The organism is Streptomyces sp. NPDC004111, from assembly GCF_042874215.1.
In the GTDB taxonomy this organism is placed as follows: domain Bacteria; phylum Actinomycetota; class Actinomycetes; order Streptomycetales; family Streptomycetaceae; genus Streptomyces.
Genome location: NZ_JBIAMU010000012.1, coordinates 175,154 through 196,854, shown reverse-complemented (window position 1 = coordinate 196,854; position 21,701 = coordinate 175,154). Strand labels below are relative to the sequence as shown.

The 21,701-nt window shown below is 72.5% G+C and carries 25 protein-coding genes; 2 read left to right on the top strand and 23 right to left on the bottom strand.

Translation table 11 applies throughout. From position 1 onward, the window contains the following. Positions 1-336 precede the first annotated feature (336 nt). Positions 337-1,065 (bottom strand): VIT1/CCC1 transporter family protein, encoded by a 729-nt coding sequence (locus ACFYVL_RS23960; protein WP_389248009.1) that lies wholly within the window; start codon positions 1,063-1,065, stop codon positions 337-339. A gap of 239 nt (positions 1,066-1,304) precedes the next feature. Between ACFYVL_RS23960 and rbsK the strand changes: the two genes are divergently transcribed. Next, a complete protein-coding gene (gene rbsK, locus ACFYVL_RS23955) occupies positions 1,305-2,198 on the top strand; it encodes a ribokinase (protein ID WP_389248008.1) in 894 nt (297 codons plus the stop codon). A 108-nt stretch (positions 2,199-2,306) separates the two neighbouring features. Here the strand turns inward: rbsK and lgt are convergent, their stop codons facing one another. The 11 genes from lgt to hisI all read right to left on the bottom strand — a co-directional run bounded on the left by lgt (position 2,307) and on the right by hisI (position 11,448). Beyond that, complete coding sequence (gene lgt / locus ACFYVL_RS23950) at positions 2,307-3,344, bottom strand: prolipoprotein diacylglyceryl transferase (protein ID WP_389248007.1); 1,038 nt, start codon at positions 3,342-3,344, stop codon at positions 2,307-2,309. Between the two features lie 228 nt (positions 3,345-3,572). After that, positions 3,573-4,508 carry a DsbA family protein gene (locus ACFYVL_RS23945; RefSeq protein WP_389248006.1) on the bottom strand — a complete coding sequence of 312 codons (936 nt, stop codon included), beginning with the start codon at positions 4,506-4,508 and terminating at the stop codon, positions 3,573-3,575. A gap of 195 nt (positions 4,509-4,703) precedes the next feature. Further along, positions 4,704-5,519, bottom strand: coding sequence for a tryptophan synthase subunit alpha (gene trpA / locus ACFYVL_RS23940; protein ID WP_389248005.1), 816 nt, complete (start codon positions 5,517-5,519; stop codon positions 4,704-4,706). Next, entirely contained in the window at positions 5,516-6,760 is a 1,245-nt protein-coding gene (trpB, locus tag ACFYVL_RS23935) for a tryptophan synthase subunit beta (RefSeq protein ID WP_389248004.1), read from the bottom strand. Before trpB ends, trpA begins: the two co-directional genes overlap by 4 nt. A gap of 85 nt (positions 6,761-6,845) precedes the next feature. After that, positions 6,846-6,983, bottom strand: coding sequence for a tryptophan biosynthesis modulator TrpM (gene trpM, locus ACFYVL_RS23930; protein WP_389248003.1), 138 nt, complete (start codon positions 6,981-6,983; stop codon positions 6,846-6,848). Positions 6,984-6,992: 9 nt separating this feature from the next. Beyond that, complete coding sequence (gene trpC, locus ACFYVL_RS23925) at positions 6,993-7,802, bottom strand: indole-3-glycerol phosphate synthase TrpC (RefSeq protein WP_389248002.1); 810 nt, start codon at positions 7,800-7,802, stop codon at positions 6,993-6,995. 116 nt (positions 7,803-7,918) lie between these two features. Beyond that, positions 7,919-8,365, bottom strand: coding sequence for a DUF2752 domain-containing protein (locus tag ACFYVL_RS23920; protein WP_389248000.1), 447 nt, complete (start codon positions 8,363-8,365; stop codon positions 7,919-7,921). 142 nt (positions 8,366-8,507) lie between these two features. Next, complete coding sequence (locus ACFYVL_RS23915; protein WP_389247998.1) at positions 8,508-8,762, bottom strand: HGxxPAAW family protein; 255 nt, start codon at positions 8,760-8,762, stop codon at positions 8,508-8,510. Positions 8,763-8,848: 86 nt separating this feature from the next. Next, positions 8,849-9,553, bottom strand: a complete 705-nt coding sequence (locus ACFYVL_RS23910; protein ID WP_389247996.1) for a TIGR02234 family membrane protein — start codon at positions 9,551-9,553, stop codon at positions 8,849-8,851. A 6-nt stretch (positions 9,554-9,559) separates the two neighbouring features. After that, a complete protein-coding gene (locus ACFYVL_RS23905) occupies positions 9,560-11,056 on the bottom strand; it encodes an anthranilate synthase component I (protein ID WP_389247994.1) in 1,497 nt (498 codons plus the stop codon). Between the two features lie 11 nt (positions 11,057-11,067). Further along, the gene (gene hisI, locus ACFYVL_RS23900; protein WP_389247992.1) at positions 11,068-11,448 is read right to left on the bottom strand and encodes a phosphoribosyl-AMP cyclohydrolase; all 381 of its coding nucleotides are present in this window, start codon (positions 11,446-11,448) and stop codon (positions 11,068-11,070) included. Between the two features lie 83 nt (positions 11,449-11,531). Between hisI and ACFYVL_RS23895 the strand changes: the two genes are divergently transcribed. Next, complete coding sequence (locus tag ACFYVL_RS23895) at positions 11,532-12,164, top strand: TIGR03085 family metal-binding protein (RefSeq protein ID WP_389247990.1); 633 nt, start codon at positions 11,532-11,534, stop codon at positions 12,162-12,164. Positions 12,165-12,235: 71 nt separating this feature from the next. On the opposite strand, the gene ACFYVL_RS23890 is transcribed toward ACFYVL_RS23895, so the two are convergent. The 11 genes from ACFYVL_RS23890 to hisD all read right to left on the bottom strand — a co-directional run bounded on the left by ACFYVL_RS23890 (position 12,236) and on the right by hisD (position 21,530). After that, a complete protein-coding gene (locus ACFYVL_RS23890) occupies positions 12,236-13,720 on the bottom strand; it encodes an MFS transporter (RefSeq protein WP_389247988.1) in 1,485 nt (494 codons plus the stop codon). A gap of 15 nt (positions 13,721-13,735) precedes the next feature. Beyond that, the gene (locus tag ACFYVL_RS23885; RefSeq protein ID WP_389247987.1) at positions 13,736-14,341 is read right to left on the bottom strand and encodes a helix-turn-helix domain-containing protein; all 606 of its coding nucleotides are present in this window, start codon (positions 14,339-14,341) and stop codon (positions 13,736-13,738) included. Positions 14,342-14,490: 149 nt separating this feature from the next. Next, complete coding sequence (locus tag ACFYVL_RS23880) at positions 14,491-15,711, bottom strand: cytochrome P450 (protein ID WP_389247985.1); 1,221 nt, start codon at positions 15,709-15,711, stop codon at positions 14,491-14,493. Between the two features lie 112 nt (positions 15,712-15,823). Continuing rightward, the gene (gene hisF / locus ACFYVL_RS23875) at positions 15,824-16,579 is read right to left on the bottom strand and encodes an imidazole glycerol phosphate synthase subunit HisF (protein ID WP_389247983.1); all 756 of its coding nucleotides are present in this window, start codon (positions 16,577-16,579) and stop codon (positions 15,824-15,826) included. Further along, the gene (locus ACFYVL_RS23870) at positions 16,576-16,977 is read right to left on the bottom strand and encodes a RidA family protein (protein ID WP_389247981.1); all 402 of its coding nucleotides are present in this window, start codon (positions 16,975-16,977) and stop codon (positions 16,576-16,578) included. Before ACFYVL_RS23870 ends, hisF begins: the two co-directional genes overlap by 4 nt. After that, positions 16,974-17,705 (bottom strand): bifunctional 1-(5-phosphoribosyl)-5-((5-phosphoribosylamino)methylideneamino)imidazole-4-carboxamide isomerase/phosphoribosylanthranilate isomerase PriA, encoded by a 732-nt coding sequence (gene priA / locus ACFYVL_RS23865; RefSeq protein WP_389247979.1) that lies wholly within the window; start codon positions 17,703-17,705, stop codon positions 16,974-16,976. The genes ACFYVL_RS23870 and priA overlap by 4 nt, the downstream gene beginning before the upstream one ends. Further along, positions 17,705-18,346: an imidazole glycerol phosphate synthase subunit HisH gene (hisH, locus tag ACFYVL_RS23860; protein WP_389247977.1), complete on the bottom strand. Its 642-nt coding sequence runs from the start codon at positions 18,344-18,346 to the stop codon at positions 17,705-17,707. Before hisH ends, priA begins: the two co-directional genes overlap by 1 nt. After that, the gene (locus tag ACFYVL_RS23855; protein WP_389247975.1) at positions 18,343-18,510 is read right to left on the bottom strand and encodes a hypothetical protein; all 168 of its coding nucleotides are present in this window, start codon (positions 18,508-18,510) and stop codon (positions 18,343-18,345) included. Before ACFYVL_RS23855 ends, hisH begins: the two co-directional genes overlap by 4 nt. A 4-nt stretch (positions 18,511-18,514) precedes the next feature. Further along, on the bottom strand, positions 18,515-19,108 hold the full coding sequence (hisB, locus tag ACFYVL_RS23850; RefSeq protein ID WP_389247973.1) for an imidazoleglycerol-phosphate dehydratase HisB: 594 nt from the start codon (positions 19,106-19,108) through the stop codon (positions 18,515-18,517). Next, complete coding sequence (locus ACFYVL_RS23845; protein WP_389247971.1) at positions 19,105-20,211, bottom strand: histidinol-phosphate transaminase; 1,107 nt, start codon at positions 20,209-20,211, stop codon at positions 19,105-19,107. The genes hisB and ACFYVL_RS23845 overlap by 4 nt, the downstream gene beginning before the upstream one ends. Then, positions 20,208-21,530, bottom strand: coding sequence for a histidinol dehydrogenase (gene hisD / locus ACFYVL_RS23840; protein ID WP_389247969.1), 1,323 nt, complete (start codon positions 21,528-21,530; stop codon positions 20,208-20,210). Before hisD ends, ACFYVL_RS23845 begins: the two co-directional genes overlap by 4 nt. Positions 21,531-21,701: the final 171 nt, after the last annotated feature.

Here is a 21,701-nt window from a genome sequence, read left to right as displayed (position 1 = left end):
CGGTAGATGTGCTGCGGGGGTGGACGAATCGGTGTCCTCCGGACCGCGGCGGAGCAAGCAACGTTGCCTGCGGCGCTTACGGCTCATGCCCGGCCGTCAACTAGACGAAACCGATGGGTAACGACTACTTATGCGACACCTTGCATATAGCCACATCCTACGGCGCATGCTCGCGATCCGCTCCGGGGCGTACGTCACACTCCCCGGCGCACTCCCGGCACCCTGCCCGGCGCACACCCCCGCCACCACGCACGACGCCGCCGGTGCGCGAAAGCCCCCGGCGGACCGGGATCTCCCGGCCCCCGGGGGCTTCGGTGCGCGTGGCGACGGGGACGGTCAGAGGGCCGCGCCGAAGAGCGCCCCGAGGCCGTACGTCAGCGCCGCTGCGGCCCCGCCGAGGGCCAGCTGCCGCAGCCCGCTGAACCACCAGGTGCGGGCGGTCACCCGGGCCACCACCGCACCGCAGCCGAACAGCCCGACCAGCGCCAGCAGCACGGCGGGCAGCAGCGAGGTCGCCCCGAGGAGGTAGGGCAGCACGGGCAGCAGCGCGCCGAGGGCGAAGGCGCCGAACGACGAGACGGCGGCCACCAGCGGCGACGGCAGGTCGTCGGGGTCGATCCCGAGCTCCTCGCGGGCGTGGATCTCCAGCGCCTGCTCGGGGTCGCGGGAGAGCTGCTCGGCGACCTGCCGGGCGAGGTGCGGCTCGACCCCGCGCGACTCGTAGAGGGCGGCCAGCTCCTCCATCTCGTCCTGCGGATGCTTCTTCAACTCGCGCCGCTCGACGTCGAGTTCGGCCTCGACCAGCTCCCGCTGGGAGGCCACCGAGGTGTACTCGCCCGCCGCCATCGAGAACGCTCCGGCGGCGAGGCCGGCCAACCCGGTGATGACGATGGTCTCCTGGGAGACGGCCCCGCCCGCGACACCGGTCATCAGCGCCAGGTTCGACACGAGCCCGTCCATCGCCCCGAACACGGCCGGCCGCAGCCAACCGCCGTTCACATCACGGTGGGTGTGGTTGTCGCGGTGCGCCTCGTGGAGCGTCGCCTCGTTCTCAATGATGGCCATATCGGAAAACCCACACCCCTCGTGCAAACCAGCGGCCGGGGTCTGCCCCGACACCCCCGAAAGTACGCACGATTCGAAGCCCGCGCCAGCAAGGTAGGCCGTACTTACTTGGCCAGAGGGCCACTTCGCCAAGTAATCCAAGCCTTACCTTCCTGCCTGCTCACCCCCCGCGCCGCACCGACCGGGTGACTCCGGGCACGGTGCGGGTCACCGGCGCCCCCTCGTGGCACACATCCCCCATGCAACCGACCCCCCTCACCGTGCTGGGCAGCACCAACATGGACCTCGTCGCCTACGCAGCCAAGGCGCCGAGCAGCGGCGAGACCGTCGCCGGCCGGGCGTTCCGTACCGTCCCCGGCGGCAAGGGCGCCAACCAGGCCGTCGCCGCCGCGCGCGCGGGCGGCGACGTGACGATGATCGGCGCGGTCGGCACCGACGAGTTCGGCCCCCAGCTGCGCGGCGCGCTCGAACACTCCGGTGTCGGCACCGACTTCCTGCGCACCGCCGAGGGCCCCTCCGGCACCGCGCACATCGTCGTGGACGACAACGGCGGCAACTCGATCGTCGTGGTCCCGGGCGCGAACGGCACCGTCACCGCGCTCACCCCCGGCGACGAAACCCTGATCACCGGGGCGTACGCGCTGCTCCTCCAGCTCGAACTGCCGCTGTCCGCCGTCACTGCGGGCGCCCGAGCGGCCCGCAGGCACGGGGTACGGACCATCCTGACGCCCGCCCCCGCGGCGGCCATGCCCGCGGAACTCCTCGCCGCCACCGACCTGTTGGTGCCCAACGAGCACGAGGCCGCCGCCCTCACCGGACTGCACGACCCGCTGCTCGCCGCCCGCGCCCTCCTCGGCCACGTCCCCGAGGTGATCGTCACGCTGGGCGCGGCGGGCAGCGCGTACGTCAGCAGGAGCGCCCCGGACCCGGTGTTCGTCCCGGCGGTCCCGGCCGAGCCGGTGGACACCACGGCGGCCGGGGACACCTTCGTCGGCGCGCTGGCCGTCGCGCTCGGCGAGGGCAGGCCGGTGCCGGACGCGATGGCGTGGGCGTCGGTGGCCGCGGCGCTGTCGGTGCAGCGGCACGGGGCGTCGACCTCGATGCCCCACCGCCGCGAGATCGACGCCCGCTGACCGGTTCGGCCGCCGCACGCGCCCGCCCCCGGGCAGCGGGAAGGGCCGCCCGGACCTCTCGGCCCGGACGGCCCTTGCGCCGTTTCCGCGTACGCGCCGCGAAGGGGATCAGCCCTTCTTGGCCTCGCCCTTCGCACCGTCCCCGGCCACCTCGGCGTCCTCGGCCCCCTTGGCTGCCTTCGTGTCCTTGGCGCTCTTGGTGTCCTTGGTGTCCTTCGTCAGGTCCGTGGTTTTCCCGGCGGACCCGGCGGGCTTCTTGACGGCCGCCGCCTTCACGGTCTTCTTCGCGGAGTCCTTGGCTCCGGCGGCGTCCTCGTCAGCCGCCCCGCCGTCGCCCTCGCGGTCCGGCTCGACGATCTCCTCACGGCCCGGACGCAGCCGCGCCGACAGGACGATGTAGACGACAGCCAGGACGAAGACGATGATCGCCGTCCAGACGTTGAGGCGCAGGCCCAGGATGTGGTGGGCGTCGTCGATGCGCATGTACTCGATCCAGCCGCGCCCGGCGCAGTACAGGGCGACGTACAGCGCGAAGACCCGCCCGTGGCCGAGCTTGAAGCGGCGGTCGGCCCAGACGATGACGGCGGCGACGCCCAGGCACCAGAGCGACTCGTAGAGGAAGGTCGGGTGGTAGAGACCCGGGTCCTCCCCCTTGGTGATCTTCAGCGCCCAGGGCAGGTCGGTCTCCCGGCCGTACAGTTCCTGGTTGAACCAGTTGCCCCAGCGGCCGATGGCCTGCGCGATGACGAGGGCGGGGGCCATGGCGTCGGCCCAGGCGGGGAGCGGAATGCCGCGGCGCCGGCAGCCGATCCAGGCACCGACCGCGCCGAGGGCGACGGCGCCCCAGATACCGAGGCCGCCCTCCCAGATCTTGAAGGCGTCGACCCAGTTCTTGCCTTCGCTGAAGTAGAGCTGGTAGTCGGTGACGACGTGGTAGAGCCGTCCGCCGACGAGTCCGAAGGGCACCGCCCAGACGGCGATGTCGGCGACCGTTCCCGGCTTGCCGCCGCGGGCGATCCAGCGCTTGTTGCCGTACCAGACGGCTACGAAGACGCCGATGATGATGCAGAGGGCGTAGCCGCGCAGCGGGAGGGGTCCGAGGTGGATCTCACCGGCCGCCGGGCTGGGAATGTAGGCAAGTTTCATGGCGGAGTCGACGCTACCCTGCCGGGCTGCACCGGTGACAACCCGCCCGGCAACGTCTGCGTAACAAGCCCCGCTTGCGGACGCCCTTGCGCCGCGCGGGCCCTCTCCCCCGCCCCGCCCTCCCGCACGCTCGGCTCCGGCGTGGCCGACCGCGCGGTTCCCCGCGCCCCTGCGTGCTCAGGGGCTGGGGGAAGCGCGCGAGCGGCCGGGGATCCGCCCGCCGGACCGCTACCGCGTGCCCGCGGCCCCCGGCGCCGCCGGAGCCCCGGTCCCCGCCCTCGTCGGAGTCGGGGTCGGCGCCCCCGAGGACGCCGCTCCCGGCGACGCGGACGTGGGCGCCGAGGGGGCCGTCGTCCCCGGCCGCTTCCCCTTGTTCGCCTCGTCCACCCACTTGATCAGATTCGCGGGCGAGATCTGCTCGCTGCCCTTCTGCGGGAACACCGACTCCCCGTTGAGCAGCACCGTCGGCGTCGCCTTGTACTCCGAGGCGCTGAAGTCCTCCTGCACCTTGGTCACCCACGGCGCGTACTTCTGCTTGTCCACGCAGGTGTCGAAGGCCGGGCCGCGCAGCCCCGGCACCTTGCCGGCCAGTTCCAGCAGACGGCTCTTCTGGCCGAAGGCGTCGTCCTGCTCCTGGGGCTGGTTCTGGAAGAGGACGTCGTGGTACGCGTGGAACATGCCCGCGTCCTGCGCGCAACCCAGCGCGTTCGCCGCGTACTTGGAGCCGTTGCCGCGCATCGCGTTGTCGATGAACGACACCACGTGGTACTCGGCGCGGATCTTGCCCTCCTGCTCCAGCTTGTTGACGGTCGTCCGCATGCTCTGCTCGAAGGCACCGCACGCCGGACAGCGCATGTCCTCGTAGACCGTCAGCACGGACGGGGCGTCCGTCATGCCCACCGGGACGGCCACCTTCTTGTCGCCGACGGTCCCGGCCGGGGACACCACCGCTCCGCCGCCGTCCGACGCCGAGCCGGCCTTGCCCTTGTCGCCGCCGCTGTTCGCGGCGACCACCCCGGCCACCGCGGCCAGGCCGAGGACACCGACCACCGCCGAGGCGACGATCAGCAGCCGCCGTCGTTTGTCACGCGACTTCTGTGCTTCGCGTTCCTGGATGAGCCGCTCTCGCGCGGTTCGCTTGCCTGCAGAGTTCTTCTCGCTCACATCCGGAGCAACGAACCGGGGCGGCACCGATGTGCCACCCCGGCCGCAATTCCACCCGGACGGACTACGGAACCATAAAGTCACGCGTCCGAAAGGTGTTCAGATGTGATCGGCCCAGGTGAGTGACCGGCCGACGGGAATGATCAGCCCGTTCGAGCGGTCACCCCGCACGGCCGGCCCCCCTCGCGCCAGGGGTCACCCCGCCCGCCGTACGCCCGCCGCCAGTTCCGCCGCCAGCGCGCGCACCGCTTCCAGTCCGGCCGCCTCGTCGTCCGCGTCGAGCATCCGCTTGACGAACGCCGAACCGACGATGACGCCGTCCGCGAAGGCCGCGACCTCCTTCGCCTGCACGGCGTTCGACACCCCGAGCCCCACGCACACGGGCAGCTCGGTGGTCGCCCGGGTGCGCCGGACGAGGTCCTGCGCCTGCTCGCCCACCGACTCGCGGGTGCCGGTCACGCCCATCAGCGAGGCCGCGTACACGAAGCCGGAACCCGCCGCCGTGATCGTCGCGAGCCGCGCGTCCTGGCTGCTCGGGGCGACCACGAACACCGTGGCGAGGCCGTGCTTCTCGGCGTGCTCGCGCCACAGCGCGGACTCCTGGACCGGCAGGTCGGGCAGGATGCAGCCCGCACCGCCCGCCTCGGCGAGCTCGGCGGTGAACCGCTCGACGCCGTACCGGTCGATGGGGTTCCAGTACGTCATGACCAGCACCGGCACACCGGTCGCCGCGTGTGCCTCGCGCACCGTGCGCATCACGTCGGCGATCTTGACGCCGCCGCGCAGGGCGATGTCGTCGGCGGTCTGGATGACCGGGCCGTCGAGCACCGGGTCGCTGTGCGGCAGCCCGACCTCGACCACGTCCGCACCGCCCGCGACGACCGCCTTGACGGCCTCGATGCCGCCGTCGACGGTGGGGAACCCGGCGGGCAGGTACGCGATCAGCGCGGCCCGCCCCTCGCTCTTCGCCGCGGCGAGGGTGTCGTTCAACAGCGTCACGTTCCCGCTCACTTCGTGTCCCCCTCTGCGCCGTCGTACAGCCCGAAGTAGCGGGCCGCCGTGTCCATGTCCTTGTCGCCGCGCCCGGACAGGTTGACCAGGAGCAGCCCGTCCTTGCCCAGCTCCTTGCCCAGGTCCAGCGCACCGGCGAGCGCGTGGGCGCTCTCGATGGCCGGGATGATGCCCTCGGTGCGCGAGAGCAGCCGCAGCGCCTGCATGGCCGCGTCGTCGGTGACCGCCCGGTACTCGCCGCGGCCGATGTCCTTGAGGTAGGAGTGCTCGGGGCCGATGCCCGGGTAGTCGAGGCCGGCCGAGATCGAGTACGGCTCGGTGATCTGGCCCTCCTCGTCCTGGAGGACGTAGCTCCGTGAGCCGTGCAGGATGCCCGGCTCGCCCGCGCTGAGGGTGGCCGCGTGCTCGCCGGTCTCGATGCCGTGCCCGGCGGGCTCGCAGCCGACCAGGCGCACGCCCGCGTCGGGGACGAAGGCGTGGAAGAGGCCGATGGCGTTGGAGCCGCCGCCGACGCAGGCCACGGCCGCGTCGGGGAGGCGGCCGGCCCGCTCCAGGATCTGGCGGCGTGCCTCCACGCCGATCACCCGGTGGAAGTCGCGGACCATGGCGGGGAAGGGGTGCGGGCCCGCGACCGTGCCGAAGAGGTAGTGGGTGCGGTCCACGTTGGCGACCCAGTCGCGGAACGCCTCGTTGATGGCGTCCTTGAGGGTGCGGCTGCCGGACTTCACGGCCACCACCTCGGCACCGAGCATGCGCATCCGGGCCACGTTCAGCGCCTGGCGCTCGGTGTCGACCTCGCCCATGTAGATGGTGCAGTCGAGGCCGAAGAGGGCGCACGCGGTGGCGGTGGCCACCCCGTGCTGGCCCGCGCCGGTCTCGGCGATGACGCGGGTCTTGCCCATCCGCTTGGTCAGCAGCGCCTGGCCGAGCACGTTGTTGATCTTGTGCGAGCCGGTGTGGTTGAGGTCCTCGCGCTTGAGGAACACCCGGGCGCCGCCCGCGTGCTCGGCGAACCGGGGCACCTCGGTGAGCGAGCTGGGCCGGCCGGTGTAGTTGACCATCAGGTCGTCCAGCTCGGCGGCGAACGCCGGGTCCGCCTTGGCCTTGTCGTACTCGACGGCGACCTCGTCGACCGCGGCGACCAGCGCCTCGGGGATGAACTTGCCGCCGAATTCACCGAAGTAGCCCTCGGTGGTGGGGACTTGACCCTGGGGGTCGGGAATGAAGAACTCGCTGGGCATGCGGAAACTCCTCGTAGAGCCGAGCGCTACAACTGCGCCCGGCAAGAGAAAATGGTGTCACTGCGCGAACGCCGGAATCCGGCGTTCAGCGACGCCATCGCATGCCGTTGATCTGACCCGGCTCGGAACCGATGTGGTACCGCACCCGCCTGCCGTGCACCCGTCGTGCGGGCGCGCGGCAGCCGCGGGGGCGGCAGCCGCGGGCGAGACGGACGAGGGTCATGGGGTGCGGTCAGCCCCGTCCGTGGCGCAGCGCCGGGTGGGCGCCCGCGGCGACCAGGTCGGCGACGGCTGCCTTGGGGTCGCGGCCGGTGACCAGCGACTCGCCGACGAGCACGGCGTCCGCGCCCGCGTTGGCGTACGCGATCAGGTCGTGCGGTCCGCGGACGCCCGACTCGGCGATCTTCACGAGGTGGTCGGGGATCTCCGGGGCGACGCGCTCGAAGGTGCCCCGGTCGACCTTGAGGGTCTTCAGGTTGCGCGCGTTCACACCGATGATCTTCGCTCCGGCGTCGACCGCGCGGTCCACCTCGTCCTCGTCGTGCACCTCGACCAGCGGGGTGAGCCCGATGGACTCGGCGCGCTCGATGAGGGAGACCAGGGCGTCCTGCTCCAGGGCCGCGACGATCAGCAGCGCCAGGTCGGCACCGTACGCGCGGGCCTCCCAGAGCTGGTAGGCGGTGACGATGAAGTCCTTGCGCAGCACCGGGATGTCGACCTTGGCCCGGACGGCCTCCAGGTCGGCCAGCGAGCCGCCGAAGCGGCGCTCCTCGGTGAGCACGGAGATGACGGCGGCGCCGCCCGCCTCGTAGTCGGCGGCGAGGGCGGCCGGGTCCGCGATGGCCGCGAGCGCGCCCTTGGAGGGGCTGGACCGCTTGACCTCGCAGATGACCTTGACGCTGTCGCCGCGCAGGGCCGCGACACCGTCCTTGGCGACGGGCGCCTTGGCAGCCCGCTCCTTGAGCTCCTCCAGGCTGACACGTGCCTGCCGCTCCGCGAGGTCGATGCGTACGCCTTCGATGATCTCGTCGAGCACACTCACGCGAGCTGCCCCCTTCCGGGACGGTGATGGAGGGCCAGGATCGGCCACGAGCGATGGTATCCGTACGAGGGCGAAGGACCCGCATCCGGTTGACAACTGTCCCACTACCTGGGCATTCAGGGCGCCAGCGCGGCCCCGAACGGCAGGTTCCGGACAATGCTGAAGACCGCGAGGAGCGTACCCGCGACCCACCACTGGAGCGGGGAGGGCGCGAACCTCATGGGCCGGCCGCGCACCGCACGGGTGATCCACACCACCATCAGCACGGCGAAGATCCCGTAGCCGACGACGGCCATCGCGTTGGCCCCGAGCGCCCCGGCCAGGTCCCCGTGCGCCACCGCGTGCGCGCTGCGCAGCCCGCCGCAGCCGGGGCAGAAGATGCCGGTGGTGGCCAGCAGCGGACAGGTGGGGTAGTGCCCGGCCTCGTTGGGGTCGACCGCCCCGACGTACGCGAAGGCGGCCAGGACCCCGGCGAGGGTCCCGACGGGTGCGGCCAGCCGGCGCGCCAGGGAGCGCGGCGGCGGCGGGGCGACGGCCTGCTGGGTCGGGGAGGTGGCATCCACCCGGCGAGTATCCCGCACCCGCCCGCGAAGCGCCCTGCGGGACGAGCGGTTTTCCGCGCGTCCTCGTCCGTGCGTCGACCCGGGACGCGAGGAGGCGCAGCCCGGTGGGCTGCGCCTCGCGTCCTCGGCCCGTCGTGCGGGACTACCGCTGCAGCTGGGCCCGGCCGGCCGCGGCGCGCGCCTCGGTGAGCGCCGGCGACTCCTTCGGCATGCCCATGCCCGCGGCGCGCATGCCCAGGCCCACCAGACCGCCGACCAGCGAGACGGCGATGCCGGCCCAGAAGCCGACCGAGTTGGCCATCACCATGTACGCGCTGGCGACGCAGACGCCGATGAAGGCGATGACTACGCCGGTCCAGGCGGCCGGGGTGTGTCCGTGGTGTCCGCGGCTGGCCATGAGGTGCTCCTTGTTGTCTTCAACTCTTCAGCTACGAGATGCTCGGTGCCATTGTCCCGCACCGGTACGGCGCCGATGACCTCGGGTCACCCTTCACGGGTCGGGGCCGCCGAGTCCTCGCGGCCCTTCGCGTCCTCGCGGGCGGTCGGGTCCTCGCCCCGGTCCAGCGCCTTCCAGAGTTCCTCGGGGCGCTCCGGGTCGACCGGGCGGCCGGCCCGGCCGCGGCTGCGGGGCCCGCCCTCGCGCTCGTACCGCCCGCCCATGCCGGGCCAGGTGCCGCCGAAGCGCAGGGCCAGCAGGCCGGCCGCCAGGAGCAGCAGCCCGCCGAAGGCGGTGACGTAGGGCCAGCCCGTGCGGGCCACCGAGTCGACGGTGGCGGCGAGGTCGCCGGAGAGCTTGGCGGCCTGCTCGTCGAGTGCTCCGTGGTCGCCCGCGCCGAGCAGCGCGGCGACGACCGTGCCCGCGCCGCTCAGCGCGAGCAGTGCGGAGACCAGCACCCGGCCGGCCCGGCGGACGGCGAAGACCGCGACGAGGGCGGCCAGGCCGACGATGGCCAGGGCCGCGGGGGCCCCGGTGATGGCCTGGCCGTCCGCTTCGAGGGTCTTGGAGCCGATGCCGGCGACGGTGGCGGTGCCCGAGGTCCAGATCTGCCCGGAGGAGATCAGGACGACGGTGGAGCCGAGCGCGCCGAGCAGCAGGGCGGCGGCGAGGCTGCGCCTGCCGCCGCCCCGGCTCGGGGCGGGCTCCGCGGGGTTCTGGGGGGAGGGGGGTACGGCGCTCACACCCTCCACTATCCCTCACGCCCCCCGCGGGTCTCCGAGCCGGTTGGCCGTGTGGACCGCGCGGAGCACGGCGGCGGCCTTGTTGCGGCACTCGGTGTCCTCGGCGACCGGGTCGGAGTCGGCGACGACACCCGCTCCGGCCTGCACGTACGCGGTGCCGTCGCGCAGCAGCGCGGTGCGGATGGCGATGGCCGTGTCGGAGTCGCCGGCGAAGTCGAGATAGCCGACGCACCCGCCGTACAGTCCGCGCCTGCCGGGCTCCAGCTCCTCGATGATCTGCATCGCGCGGGGCTTGGGGGCGCCGGAGAGGGTGCCGGCCGGGAAGCAGGCGGTGAGGACGTCGAAGGCGGTGCGGCCCTGGGCGACCTGTCCGGTCACGGTCGAGACGATGTGCATGACGTGCGAGTAGCGCTCGATGGACATGAAGTCGACGACCTCGACGGAGCCCGGTTCGCAGACCCGGCCCAGGTCGTTGCGGCCGAGGTCGACGAGCATCAGGTGCTCGGCGCGCTCCTTGGGGTCGGCCAGCAGTTCGTCGGCGAGCGCCTGGTCCTCCTGCGGGGTGGCGCCGCGGTGCCGGGTGCCGGCGATGGGGTGCACCATGGCCCGCCCGTCCTCGACCTTCACCAGGGCCTCGGGGCTGGAGCCGACGACGTCGAACCCGTCGAAGCGGAAGAGGTACATGTACGGGGAGGGGTTGGTGGCCCGCAGCACCCGGTAGACGTCCAACGCGCTTGCTTCGCAGGGGGTTTCGAACCGCTGCGAGGGGACGACCTGGAAGGCCTCGCCCGCCCGGATGCGCTCCTTGATGTCCTCGACGGCGGCCTGGTACCGCTCGCCGCCCCAGCCCTCGGTGTACACCGGCACCTCGGACGCGGGCAGTGCGGCGGGCGCGGTGGGGACGGCCCGGGAGAGGTCGGCCTCCATGGCGTCGAGGCGGGCGACGGCGTCCGCGTACGCCTCGTCGACCCCGGTGTCGAGGTCGTTGTGGTTGATCGCGTTGGCGATCAGCAGGACGGTGCCGTACCGGTGGTCGAGGACGGCGAGGTCGGAGGTGAGGAGCATGGTCAGCTCGGGGAGCCGCAGGTCGTCGGTGCCGTGCTCGCCGATCCGCTCCAGCCTGCGCACGATGTCGTAGCCGAGGTAGCCGACCATGCCGCCGGTGAAGGGCGGCAGGTCCCCGGCCAGGTCGCGCGGGGTGTGCAGGGTCTCCACGGTGGTGCGCAGCGCGTCGAGCGGATCACCGTCGGTGGGTACGCCGACGGGCGGCGTGCCCAGCCAGTGGGCGCGGCCGTCGCGGGCGGTGAGGGTGGCGGCGCTGCGGACGCCGACGAAGGAGTAGCGGGACCAGGAGCGGCCGTTCTCGGCGGACTCCAGGAGGAAGGTGCCGGGGCGTTCGGCCGCGAGTTTGCGGTAGAGCCCCACGGGGGTGTCGCCGTCCGCGAGGAGCCGGCGGCTGACGGGGATGACGCGGCGGTCGGACGCGAGCTTGCGGAAGGTCTCCAGATCCATGGCCGCCGACCCTACTCGGCGCCCGTGACGGGGAGCACATCGGCGTCGAAGCAGGTGCGGTCCCCGGTGTGGCAGGCGGCGCCGGTCTGGTCGACCCGCACGAGGAGGGTGTCGCCGTCGCAGTCCAGCGCGACGGACTTCACGTGCTGGACGTGGCCGGAGGTGTCGCCCTTGACCCAGTACTCCCGGCGGCTGCGCGACCAGTAGGTGCAGCGGCCGGTGGTGAGGGTGCGGTGCAGGGCCTCGTCGTCCATCCAGCCGAGCATCAGCACCTCGCCCGTGTCGTACTGCTGGGCGATGGCGGGGACGAGACCGTCGGGGGTGCGCTTGAGACGGGCGGCGACGGCCGGGTCCAGGCCGCTGCGGTCCCCGTGGGGCGTGGGCGTACTCATAGGGCAATTGTGCCGCTTCGGTGGCCGACATCGGCCGGTCGTCCACTGTGCGGACGGCCCCGCGCGGTCGTACGCTGGCCGGCATGTCGACCCATGCCAAGCGTGAACGGCTCCTTCTCGCCGATCTGTTGGAGGCCGCGGGCCCCGACGCGCCGACCCTGTGCGAGGGGTGGCGCACCCGCGATCTCGCGGCCCATGTGGTGGTGCGGGAGCGCCGCCCGGACGCGGCGGCCGGAATCCTGCTCTCCGCGCTGAAGAGCCGGCTGGACCGGGTGCACGCGGAGTTCGCCGCGAAGCCGTACGAGGAGCTGGTGCAGCTCGTCCGCACCGGGCCATCGCGGCGCTCGCCCTATGCGCTCAAGCAGGTGGACGAGGCGGCGAACACGGTGGAGTTCTACGTGCACGCCGAGGACGTGCGCCGCGCCCAGGAGCAGTGGACGCCGCGCGAGCTGGACCCGGTGTTCTCGGACGCGCTGTGGTCGCGGGTGGAGAAGATGGCCCGGGTGCTCGGGCGGCGCTCCCCGGTCGGTCTGGTGCTGCGGCGGCCGGACGGGCAGACGGCGGTGGCGCACCGGGGAACGCCGGTGGTGACGGTCACCGGGGAGCCCGGGGAGCTGATCCTGTTCGCCTTCGGCCGGCAGGACGCGGCGCGGGTGGAACTGGAGGGCGACAAGGAGGCCGTCACCAAGGTCCACGAGGCCAGGCTGGGCTTCTGACGGGCGTGCGCCCCGGGGCGGGGTCCCGGGCCCCCGGGAGGCGGAGTGCGGGCCCCCGGGGCGGGGTGCGGCTACTTCTTCGGTTCGGGGAGTTCGGCTCCCCGGACCTCCGCCGAGGTGACCCCGATCAGGGCCGCCGACAGGCACACCGCCGCGCAGCCCAGGAAGACCGGGGAGACCCCCCACAGGCCGGTCGCGAGGCCCACCAGGGGGTAGGCCAGCGGGGCGATGCCCAGGCTGACCAGTGAGGTGACGGAGGTGACGCGGCCCAGGTAGGCGGGGTCGCAGGTGGTCTGGAGCAGACCCGCGGTGAGGCCGCCGCTGAGCGCGACCAGCATGCCCATGGGTGCCGCGACGGCGATGGCCCAGCCGAGGGCGGGGACCGTGCCCAGGACGGCGACCATGACGGACCCGCCGGTGAGGGCGAGCAGGCGTACGGTGCCCGCGCGGGCCAGCCGGCCGCGGACGGTCAGCAGCATGGCGCTGGCCGCGGCGCCCACGCTGAAGGCGCCGACCACCGAGGCGACGCCGGGTGCTCCCCAGCCGCGGTCGGCGGAGAGCAGGACGATGCCGACGTTGATGAGCGGGATGCCGCCCAGTTCGAACAGCAGGTTGGACAGGACGAGCGGGCCGATCAGCCGGTGGCGGCGGATGTAGCCGAGGCCGTCGGTGAGGTCCTGCCACACGGAGCGGGTCCGTCCCGGGCCGCTGCCGTCCGGGGCCCGGTCGGACCGTTCCCGGGCCTTCTCCTCCTGGTCCCCGGACATCTCCCCGGTGTCCCCGGACTTCTCCCCGGCGTCCCCGGGCTTCTCCCCGGCCGGCTTCTCGGGCAGCGGCGCCACCTTGAGCGCGACCAGCAGCACCAGCGACACCGCGAACAGGCCGCCCGCCACCGCGAAGGCCGCCGCCGGGCCGCCGAGGCCCATCGCGAGTCCGGCTACCGGGGCGCCGACGATGCCGCCGAACCGGTTGGTGAGGGCCTTCAGCCCCTGGACCCGGACCAGTTGGCCGGGTGTGGTGATGCGTGGCGGCAGCGCGCCCACGGCGGGCAGGAACAGGGCGTCCACCGCGCCGAAGACCAGCGCCACCACCACCAGCAGCCACACCTGCGGGCCGGTGAGCAGCAGGGCCGCCGCGATGCCGATGATCACCACGCAGCGCACCGCGTCCGAGCCGATGACGATCCGCCGGGGGCCGATGCGGTCGGCGACCACTCCCCCGCCGAGCATCAGCACGGCCCGGGGTATCGCTCCGACGGCCATGATCATGCCAACCTCGGCGGGGCGGCCCGCCTGCGCCGCCGCCCAGCCGAGCGCGAGGAAGTAGATCGTGTCGCCGACGAGGGAGGAGGCGTACGCGCCGAGCCAGCGCAGGACGTTGGCGTCCCGGTGGGCGGGCCTCTCCGGGGTCCCGGCGGGCCGCGCCGCACCGGGTGCCTCCGGCCCGGCCGCTTCGCCGGGCGCCCCGGCCGCCGCGGGTGCGCCCGGGGCGGCGTCCGCCTCCGGTGTCACCGGCGGCTCCGACGCGCCCGCCGGTTCCACGCGTGGTTCAGTCATCGCTGTGCTGCCCTCTCAGGGACGGAACGGAAAGCCGAACATCTGGACGGAGGTGCGCTCGCGGCCCTCCGTGTCACCGGCCGCCTCGGCGGCCCGCCCGCGCTCCCGCCACGCGATGATCAACTCCCTTATCTCCTCGGACATCTGCTGGAGTTCCGCCGCGGTCAGCCGGGGCATGTACTCCCAGTTGAACGCCGCGTCCACCCAGTCCTTGCCCCAGCTGCCGCTCTCGTCGAGGTACGTGGAGTACCTCTCCTGGCGGGCCTGGAGGAGCTGCCGGGTCACCTGGCCGATGACGGCCACGCTCTCCGTGTCGTCGCCGAAGTCCGAGTGGCGGAAGGTGAATCCCTGCTCGGAGGCCACCTTCCACCACCGCTCCCGGCCGTCCGTGCTCTGCTCGGGGGCCTCCACGATGAAGCCGTGGGCGGCCATCTTGCGCAGGTGGTAACTGATCAGCGAGACGGCCTCGTCGACCTGGTCCGACAGGTGCGAGGCAGTGGCGGCACCGCCCGTGAAGAGCGCGCGGTAGAGATCGATGCGCAGGGGGTGCGCGAACACCTTCAGGGCATCGAGATCCGTGATGCGCCGGGGCTGGGGCGGGTGTTCGGATATCGGTGCCATGTGCGCACACTAAAGAGGGAAGAGAAAGTTGCGCAATAATCTTTGCGCAACTTCCCCCGGTCAACTCCACTTCCCCACAAGCCCGTTCCCGCAGGTTCCGGCAGGTTCCGGCCGCCCTGCGCGGGCGACCGGAACCCATGCCTCCGGTGCTACCAGCGCACCGCCAGCTTGCGGACGCCCCGGATCAGCTCGCCGGGGATCCACGGACCCGCGTCCGGGGAGCCGTCGGGAGCCAGCTCCGGGAGGCGCTCCAGCAGGGTGCGCAGCGCGATCCGGCCCTCCAGCCGGGCCAGCGGGGCGCCCAGGCAGAAGTGGATGCCGTGCCCGAAGGCGATGTGGCCGCGGGCGTCGCGCCGGATGTCGAAGCGGTGCGGGTCCTCGAAGCGGGCCTCGTCGCGGTCCGCGTCGGCCATCACGATCACCACGGAGGATCCGGCCGGGATGTGCGCGCCGAGGAACTCGACGTCCTCGCGGGCGATCCGCGGGGTGGAGCCCTCCACCGGGCCGTCGTACCGCAGGACCTCCTCCACCGCGCCGTCGATCAGGCCCGGCAGGTCGCCGCGCAGCAGCGCGAGCTGGTCGGGGTGGTGGAAGAGCGCGCGCAGCCCGTTGCCGATCAGGTTCACCGTGGTCTCGTGGCCCGCGACGATCAGCAGGAAGGCCATGGAGAGGAGTTCGTCCTCACTGAGCCGGTCGCCGTCCTCGTCGGCGGTGTGGATCATCGCGCTCAGCAGGTCCTCGCCGGGCGCCTTGCGCTTGGCGGCGATGAGCCCGGTCAGGTACGGCATGGCGGCCCCGTAGGCGGCCTGTTCGGCCTCCGGGCTGGTGGGCGCCACCACCTCGTTGGACCAGCCGCGGAACGCCTCGCGGTCCAGGTCGGGCACGCCCAGCAGGTCGCAGATCACGGTCATCGGCAGCGGGAAGGCCAGCGCGTCGATGACGTCGGCGGCGCGCGCCCCGTCCGCGGTCATCGCGTCGATCAGCTCGTCGGTGACCTGCTGCACGCGGGGCGCCAGCGCCTCGATGCGGCGTGGCGTGAATTCACGGGCCACCAGCCGGCGCAGCCGGGTGTGGTCCGGCGGGTCGCTCAGCAGGACGTGGGCGTTGCCGGGTCCGTAGGCGTACGCGGGCAGCTGCGGGGCGAGGTGCCCGTGGGTGCGCCAGTCCCGGCTGAAGCGGGGATCGGTGTACGCGGCCCGGCAGGCCTCGTGGCCGACGACGAGCCACAGGTCCTCGCCGTAGGGGGTCAGCACCCGGTGGACCGGACCCTGTTCGCGGAGCCGGGCGTAGACCGGGTAGGGGTCGGCGACGAAGTCGGGGCTGAGGTCCAGCAGCTTGACGGGCGGTGCGCCGGAAACGGATGACGACATGACGGTTCCCCCTCGTTTAAGTCTTTCCGAGGGGGAACGCTAGCCATCGGCGATCTTCAGCTACAGCCAGTTTTGGGCCAGTTGTACGGCGTGCGGAGCGGCTGCGCGGCGCTCAGCGCACCGGGTGCCCCGCCTCGCCCAGTGCCGCCTTGACCTCGGAGATCCGGAGATCGCCGAAGTGGAAGACGGAGGCGGCGAGCACCGCGTCCGCGCCCGCGCCGACGGCGGGAGCGAAATGTTCCAGCCTGCCCGCGCCGCCCGAGGCGATCACCGGCACCGTGACGTGCTTGCGCACCGCGGCGATCATCTCCGTGTCGTAGCCGTCCTTGGTGCCGTCGGCGTCCATGGAGTTGAGCAGGATCTCGCCCGCGCCCAGTTCGGCGGCCCGGTGGGCCCACTCGACGGCGTCGATGCCCGCCGAGCGGCGACCGCCGTGGGTCGTCACCTCGAAGGAGCCGTCCGCGGTGCGCCGGGCGTCCACCGACAGCACCAGCACCTGACGGCCGAAGCGCTCGGCGATCTCGCGGATCAGCTCGGGGCGTTCGATGGCGGCCGTGTTGACGCCCACCTTGTCGGCCCCGGCCCGCAGCAGCCTGTCGACGTCGTCGGCGGTGCGCACGCCGCCGCCCACCGTGAGCGGGATGAAGACCTGCTCGGCGGTGCGCCGCACCACGTCGTAGGTGGTCTCCCGGTCGCCGGAGGAGGCGGTGATGTCGAGGAAGGTCAGCTCGTCGGCGCCCTCGGCGTCGTACAGCTTGGCCATCTCGACGGGGTCGCCCGCGTCGCGCAGGTTCTGGAAGTTGACGCCCTTCACGACGCGGCCGTTGTCCACGTCGAGGCAGGGGATGACGCGTACGGAGACACTCATGAGGCGGCCTTCCGGTACGCCTCGACCTCGACCTCGACGACCAGCGACGGGTCCACGAAGCCGGAGACGATCAGCATGGTCGCGGCCGGGCGGACGGCGTCGAAGAGCTCCTTGTGGGCACGGCCCACCTCGTCGACGTCGCGCGCGTGGGTCAGGTACATACGGGTGCGGACGACGTCGGCGCGGCTCAGGCCGAGCTGCTGGAGGGCCTTCTCGGCGACGCCGAACGCGGTCACGGTCTGCTCGTAGGGGGTTCCGGCGTCGATGACGCCGTCCACCACGGACGTGCAGCCGGCCACCAGGACGGTGCCGTTGGGGAGTTCGACGGCGCGGGCGTAGCCGAACCGCTCCTCCCAGGGGGCGCCGGTCTGTACGCGACGTACTTCGGGAGCCGTCATCGCGAGACCGCCTCCAGTGCCTCTTCCAGCGTGAACGCCTTCGCGTACAGCGCCTTGCCGACGATCGCGCCCTCGACGCCGTCCGGCACCAGGGAGGCGATGGCCCGCAGGTCGTCCAGCGAGGAGACGCCGCCGGAGGCCACCACCGGCTTGTCGGTGGCGGCGCACACGTTCTTCAGGAGTTCCAGGTTGGGGCCCTGGAGCGTGCCGTCCTTGGCGATGTCGGTGACCACGTAGCGGGCGCAGCCCTCGGAGTCGAGGCGGGCCAGGGTCTCGTACAGGTCGCCGCCGTCGCGGGTCCAGCCCCGGCCGCGCAGGGTGGTTCCCCGTACGTCCAGGCCGACCGCGATCCGGTCGCCGTACTGGGCGATGACCTTGGCGACCCACTCCGGGGTCTCCAGGGCGGCGGTGCCGAGGTTGACGCGCCGGCAGCCGGTGGCGAGCGCCGCCTCCAGGGAGGCGTCGTCGCGGATGCCGCCGGACAGTTCGACCTTGATGTCCATGGCGGCGGCGACCTCGGCGATCAGCTTCCGGTTGTCACCGGTGCCGAAGGCGGCGTCCAGGTCGACCAGGTGCAGCCACTCGGCGCCGGACCGCTGCCAGGCGAGGGCCGCCTCCAGCGGGGAGCCGTAGGACGTCTCGGAACCGGACTCGCCGTGCACCAGACGGACGGCCTGGCCGTCGCGGACGTCGACGGCGGGCAGCAGTTCAAGCTTGTGCTGGGACATCAGAGGGTTCCGATCCAGTTGGTGAGCAGCTGGGCTCCGGCGTCGCCGGACTTCTCGGGGTGGAACTGGGTGGCCATGAGCGCCCCGTTCTCGACGGCCGCCACGAAGGGCTCGCCGTGCGTGGACCAGCTGACGCGCGGGGCACGGATGAGGGGGTTGGTGACTTCGAGCGTCCAGTCGTGGGCGGCGTAGGAGTGCACGAAGTAGAACCGCTCGCCGGCGTCCAGCCCGGTGAACAGCTCCGAGCCCTCGGCCGCCTCGACGGTGTTCCAGCCCATGTGCGGGACGACGTCGGCCTTGAGCGGGGCGACCTCGCCGGGCCACTCGTCCAGGCCCTCGGTCTCCACACCGTGCTCGATGCCGCGCTCGAAGAGGATCTGCATACCGACGCAGATGCCCATCACGGGGCGCCCGCCGGACAGGCGGCGGCCCACGATCCAGTCGCCGCGCGCCTCCTTCAGCCCCTTCATGCAGGCGGAGAACGCGCCGACGCCGGGCACGAGCAGCCCGTCCGCGTTCATCGCGGTGTCGTAGTCGCGGGTGATCTCGACGTCCGCGCCGACCCGGGCGAGCGCCCGCTCGGCGGAGCGGACGTTGCCGAAGCCGTAGTCGAAGACGACGACCTTCTTCATGTTCGTCATTCCCAGAGTCCCTGAATTCGCAGGACGCCCGCGGCCAGGCACATGGCGGAGGCGAGACCGAGCAGCACGATCACGCCCTTGGGCATCTTCTGCTTGGAGAAGGAGTACATGCCGCCGAGCAGGAACAGCCCGACGACGATGAGGATGGTGGAAAGGCCATTCATGGGGTTACAGAGCGCCCTTGGTCGACGGGAGGATTCCGGCCGCGCGCGGGTCGCGCTCGGCGGCGTACCGCAGGGCCCGTGCGAGGGCCTTGAACTGGCACTCCACGATGTGGTGCGCGTTGCGCCCGTACGGCACGTGGATGTGCAGCGCGATCTGGGCCTGCGCGACGAAGGACTCGAAGATGTGCCGGGTCATCGTCGTGTCGTACGTGCCGATCATCGGCGCCATGTTCTCGGGCTCGGTGTGCACCAGGTAGGGGCGGCCGGAGAGGTCCACGGTGACCTGGGCGAGCGACTCGTCGAGGGGGACGGTGCAGTTGCCGAAGCGGTAGATGCCCACCTTGTCGCCGAGGGCCTGCTTGAAGGCGGCGCCCAGCGCGAGGGCGGTGTCCTCGATGGTGTGGTGGGTGTCGATGTGCAGGTCGCCGTCGGTCTTGACGGTGAGGTCGAAGAGGCCGTGCCGGCCGAGCTGGTCGAGCATGTGGTCGTAGAAGCCGACCCCGGTGGCGACGTCGACCTTGCCGGTGCCGTCGAGGTCGATCTCGACGACGACCGAGGTCTCCTTGGTGGTGCGTGCGACGCGCCCTGTGCGGCTCATGCTCGTGACTCCTTCTTCAGGTCGCGTACCGCTTGCAGGAACGCGTCGTTCTCGTCGGGGGTGCCGGCGGTGACCCGCAGCCAGCCGGGCACGCCGTTGTCCCGGACCAGGACGCCCCGGTCGAGGATCTGCTGCCAGACCCCGTGGGCGTCCTCGAAGCGGCCGAACTGCACGAAGTTGGCGTCCGAATCGGTCACTTCGTATCCGGCGGCCCGCAGCTCGGCGACCAGCCGGTCGCGCTCGGCCTTGAGCTGCTCGACGTAGCCGAGCAGCGTGTCGGTGTGCTCCAGCGCGGCCAGCGCGGTCGCCTGGGTGATCGACGACAGGTGGTACGGCAGGCGCACCAGCTGTACGGCGTCCACGACGGCGGGGTCGGCGGCCAGGTAGCCCAGCCGCAGGCCCGCCGCGCCGAAGGCCTTGGACATGGTGCGCGAGAGCACCAGGTTCGGGCGGCCCTCGATCAGCGGGAGCAGCGAGGCGTGGTGGCTGAACTCGCCGTACGCCTCGTCGACGACGACCAGGGACGGCTTCGCCGCCTGCGCCGCCTCGTACAGCGCGAGGACGGTGGCGGCCTCGACCGCGGTGCCGGTGGGGTTGTTGGGGCTGGTGATGAAGACGACGTCGGGCTGCTGCTCGGCGATGGCCTTCGTGGCGGCTTCGACGTCGATGGTGAAGTCGTCGTTGCGCGGACCGGAGATCCAGCCGGTGCCCGTGCCGCGCGAGATGAGCGCGTGCATCGAGTACGAGGGCTCGAAGCCGAGGGCGGTACGGCCGGGGCCGCCGAAGGTCTGCAGGAGCTGCTGGAGGATCTCGTTGGAGCCGTTGGCGGCCCAGAGGTGCCTCGCGGTGACCTCGTGCCCGGCGGTCCTGGTGAGGTACCCGGCCAGTTCCGTACGCAGCTCGACCGCGTCCCGGTCGGGGTAGCGGTTGAGGTTGCGGGCGGCCTCGCGGACGCGCTCGGCGATCCGGTCGACCAGGGCGTCGGGCAGCGGGTACGGGTTCTCGTTGGTGTTCAGCCGGACGGGGACGTCCAGCTGGGGGGCGCCGTAGGGGGACTTGCCCCGCAGCTCCTCCCGGATGGGGAGGTCGTCGATGCGCGTCACTTGTTCGGCACCTTCCATCCGAACCTGGCCTTGACCGCGGCGCCGTGCGCGGGCAGGTCCTCCGCCTCGGCGAGCGTCACCACGTGGTGCGCGACGTCGGCCAGCGCCTCGCGGGAGTAGTCCACGATGTGGATGCCGCGCAGGAAGGACTGCACCGAGAGGCCGGAGGAGTGGCAGGCGCAGCCGCCGGTGGGCAGGACGTGGTTGGAGCCCGCGCAGTAGTCGCCCAGCGAGACCGGGGCGTACGCGCCGACGAAGATCGCGCCCGCGTTGCGGACCCGGTCGGCGACGGCGGCGGCGTCGCGGGTCTGGATCTCCAGGTGCTCGGCGCCGTACGCGTCGACCACCTTGAGGCCGTCCTCCAGCGACTCCACCAGCACGATCGCGGACTGGCGGCCGGCCAGCGCCGGGACGATCCGGTCGTCGACGTGCTTGCTGGCCGCCACCTGCCCGGCCAGCTCCTTGTCCACCGCGTCGGCCAGTTCGGCCGAGTCGGTGACCAGGACGGCGGCGGCCAGCGGGTCGTGCTCGGCCTGGGAGATCAGGTCGGCGGCGACGTGCACCGGGTCGGCGGTGTCGTCGGCGAGCACGGCGATCTCGGTGGGGCCGGCCTCGGTGTCGATGCCGATGCGGCCGGTGAAGTAGCGCTTGGCGGCGGCGACCCAGATGTTGCCGGGACCGGTCACCATGTTGGCGGGCTGGCAGGACTCGGTGCCGTACGCGAACATCGCGACGGCCTGGGCGCCGCCGGCCGCGTACACCTCGTCGATGCCGAGCAGCGCGCAGGCGGCCAGGATCGTGGGGTGCGGCAGGCCGCCGAAGGCGCTCTGCGGCGGCGAGGCGAGCGCGACGGAGGCGACGCCGGCCTCCTGCGCCGGGACCACGTTCATGATCACGGACGAGGGGTAGACGGACAGGCCGCCGGGCGCGTAGAGCCCGACCCGGTCGACCGGGACCCACTTCTCGGCGACGGTGCCGCCGGGGACGACCTGGGTGACCTTGGTGCTGCGGCGCTGCTCGCGATGGACCAGCCTGGCCCGCCTGATCGACTCCTCCAGGGCGGCGCGCACCTCGGCATCGAGCCCGGCGAGCGCGTCGGCGAGGGCCCGTGCGGGCACCCTGACCTCGGACAGCCGCACGCCGTCGAACCTCTCCGCGTAGTCGATCAGCGCCGCGTCGCCACGATGATGCACGTCCTCGCAGATCGGCCGCACCTTCTCCAGGGCGGCCGTGACGTCGAAGTCGGCACGGGGCAGCAGGTCGCGCAGGGCTCCACCCTCGGGGAGGGCGTCACCGCGCAGATCGATTCGTGAGATCACGCGGTCAATTCTCTCAGACCGCTTCCGGCCAACGGTCGCCCGTATCAATGGCTGATACAGGCCACAGGACGAAGCAGCCGTCCCGCATGTCATCGGTGACCACTAGCGTGCACTCCGTCACGTAGCGGAATCGAGGGGGGAGGTCTCAGTGACCGAGTCGCAGCGGGACCA

Bases quoted from the DNA above. Each gene is read 5' to 3' on its own strand.
- ACFYVL_RS23960 (WP_389248009.1), bottom strand. From the start codon at position 1,065: ATGGCCATCATTGAGAACGAGGCGACGCTCCACGAGGCGCACCGCGAC.
- rbsK (WP_389248008.1), top strand. From the start codon at position 1,305: ATGCAACCGACCCCCCTCACCGTGCTGGGCAGCACCAACATGGACCTC.
- lgt (WP_389248007.1), bottom strand. From the start codon at position 3,344: ATGAAACTTGCCTACATTCCCAGCCCGGCGGCCGGTGAGATCCACCTC.
- trpB (WP_389248004.1), bottom strand. From the start codon at position 6,760: ATGCCCAGCGAGTTCTTCATTCCCGACCCCCAGGGTCAAGTCCCCACC.
- trpM (WP_389248003.1), bottom strand. From the start codon at position 6,983: ATGACCCTCGTCCGTCTCGCCCGCGGCTGCCGCCCCCGCGGCTGCCGC.
- ACFYVL_RS23915 (WP_389247998.1), bottom strand. From the start codon at position 8,762: ATGGCCAGCCGCGGACACCACGGACACACCCCGGCCGCCTGGACCGGC.
- ACFYVL_RS23905 (WP_389247994.1), bottom strand. From the start codon at position 11,056: ATGGATCTGGAGACCTTCCGCAAGCTCGCGTCCGACCGCCGCGTCATC.
- hisI (WP_389247992.1), bottom strand. From the start codon at position 11,448: ATGAGTACGCCCACGCCCCACGGGGACCGCAGCGGCCTGGACCCGGCC.
- ACFYVL_RS23895 (WP_389247990.1), top strand. From the start codon at position 11,532: ATGTCGACCCATGCCAAGCGTGAACGGCTCCTTCTCGCCGATCTGTTG.
- ACFYVL_RS23890 (WP_389247988.1), bottom strand. From the start codon at position 13,720: ATGACTGAACCACGCGTGGAACCGGCGGGCGCGTCGGAGCCGCCGGTG.
- ACFYVL_RS23885 (WP_389247987.1), bottom strand. From the start codon at position 14,341: ATGGCACCGATATCCGAACACCCGCCCCAGCCCCGGCGCATCACGGAT.
- ACFYVL_RS23880 (WP_389247985.1), bottom strand. From the start codon at position 15,711: ATGTCGTCATCCGTTTCCGGCGCACCGCCCGTCAAGCTGCTGGACCTC.
- hisF (WP_389247983.1), bottom strand. From the start codon at position 16,579: ATGAGTGTCTCCGTACGCGTCATCCCCTGCCTCGACGTGGACAACGGC.
- ACFYVL_RS23870 (WP_389247981.1), bottom strand. From the start codon at position 16,977: ATGACGGCTCCCGAAGTACGTCGCGTACAGACCGGCGCCCCCTGGGAG.
- priA (WP_389247979.1), bottom strand. From the start codon at position 17,705: ATGTCCCAGCACAAGCTTGAACTGCTGCCCGCCGTCGACGTCCGCGAC.
- hisH (WP_389247977.1), bottom strand. From the start codon at position 18,346: ATGACGAACATGAAGAAGGTCGTCGTCTTCGACTACGGCTTCGGCAAC.
- ACFYVL_RS23855 (WP_389247975.1), bottom strand. From the start codon at position 18,510: ATGAATGGCCTTTCCACCATCCTCATCGTCGTCGGGCTGTTCCTGCTC.
- hisB (WP_389247973.1), bottom strand. From the start codon at position 19,108: ATGAGCCGCACAGGGCGCGTCGCACGCACCACCAAGGAGACCTCGGTC.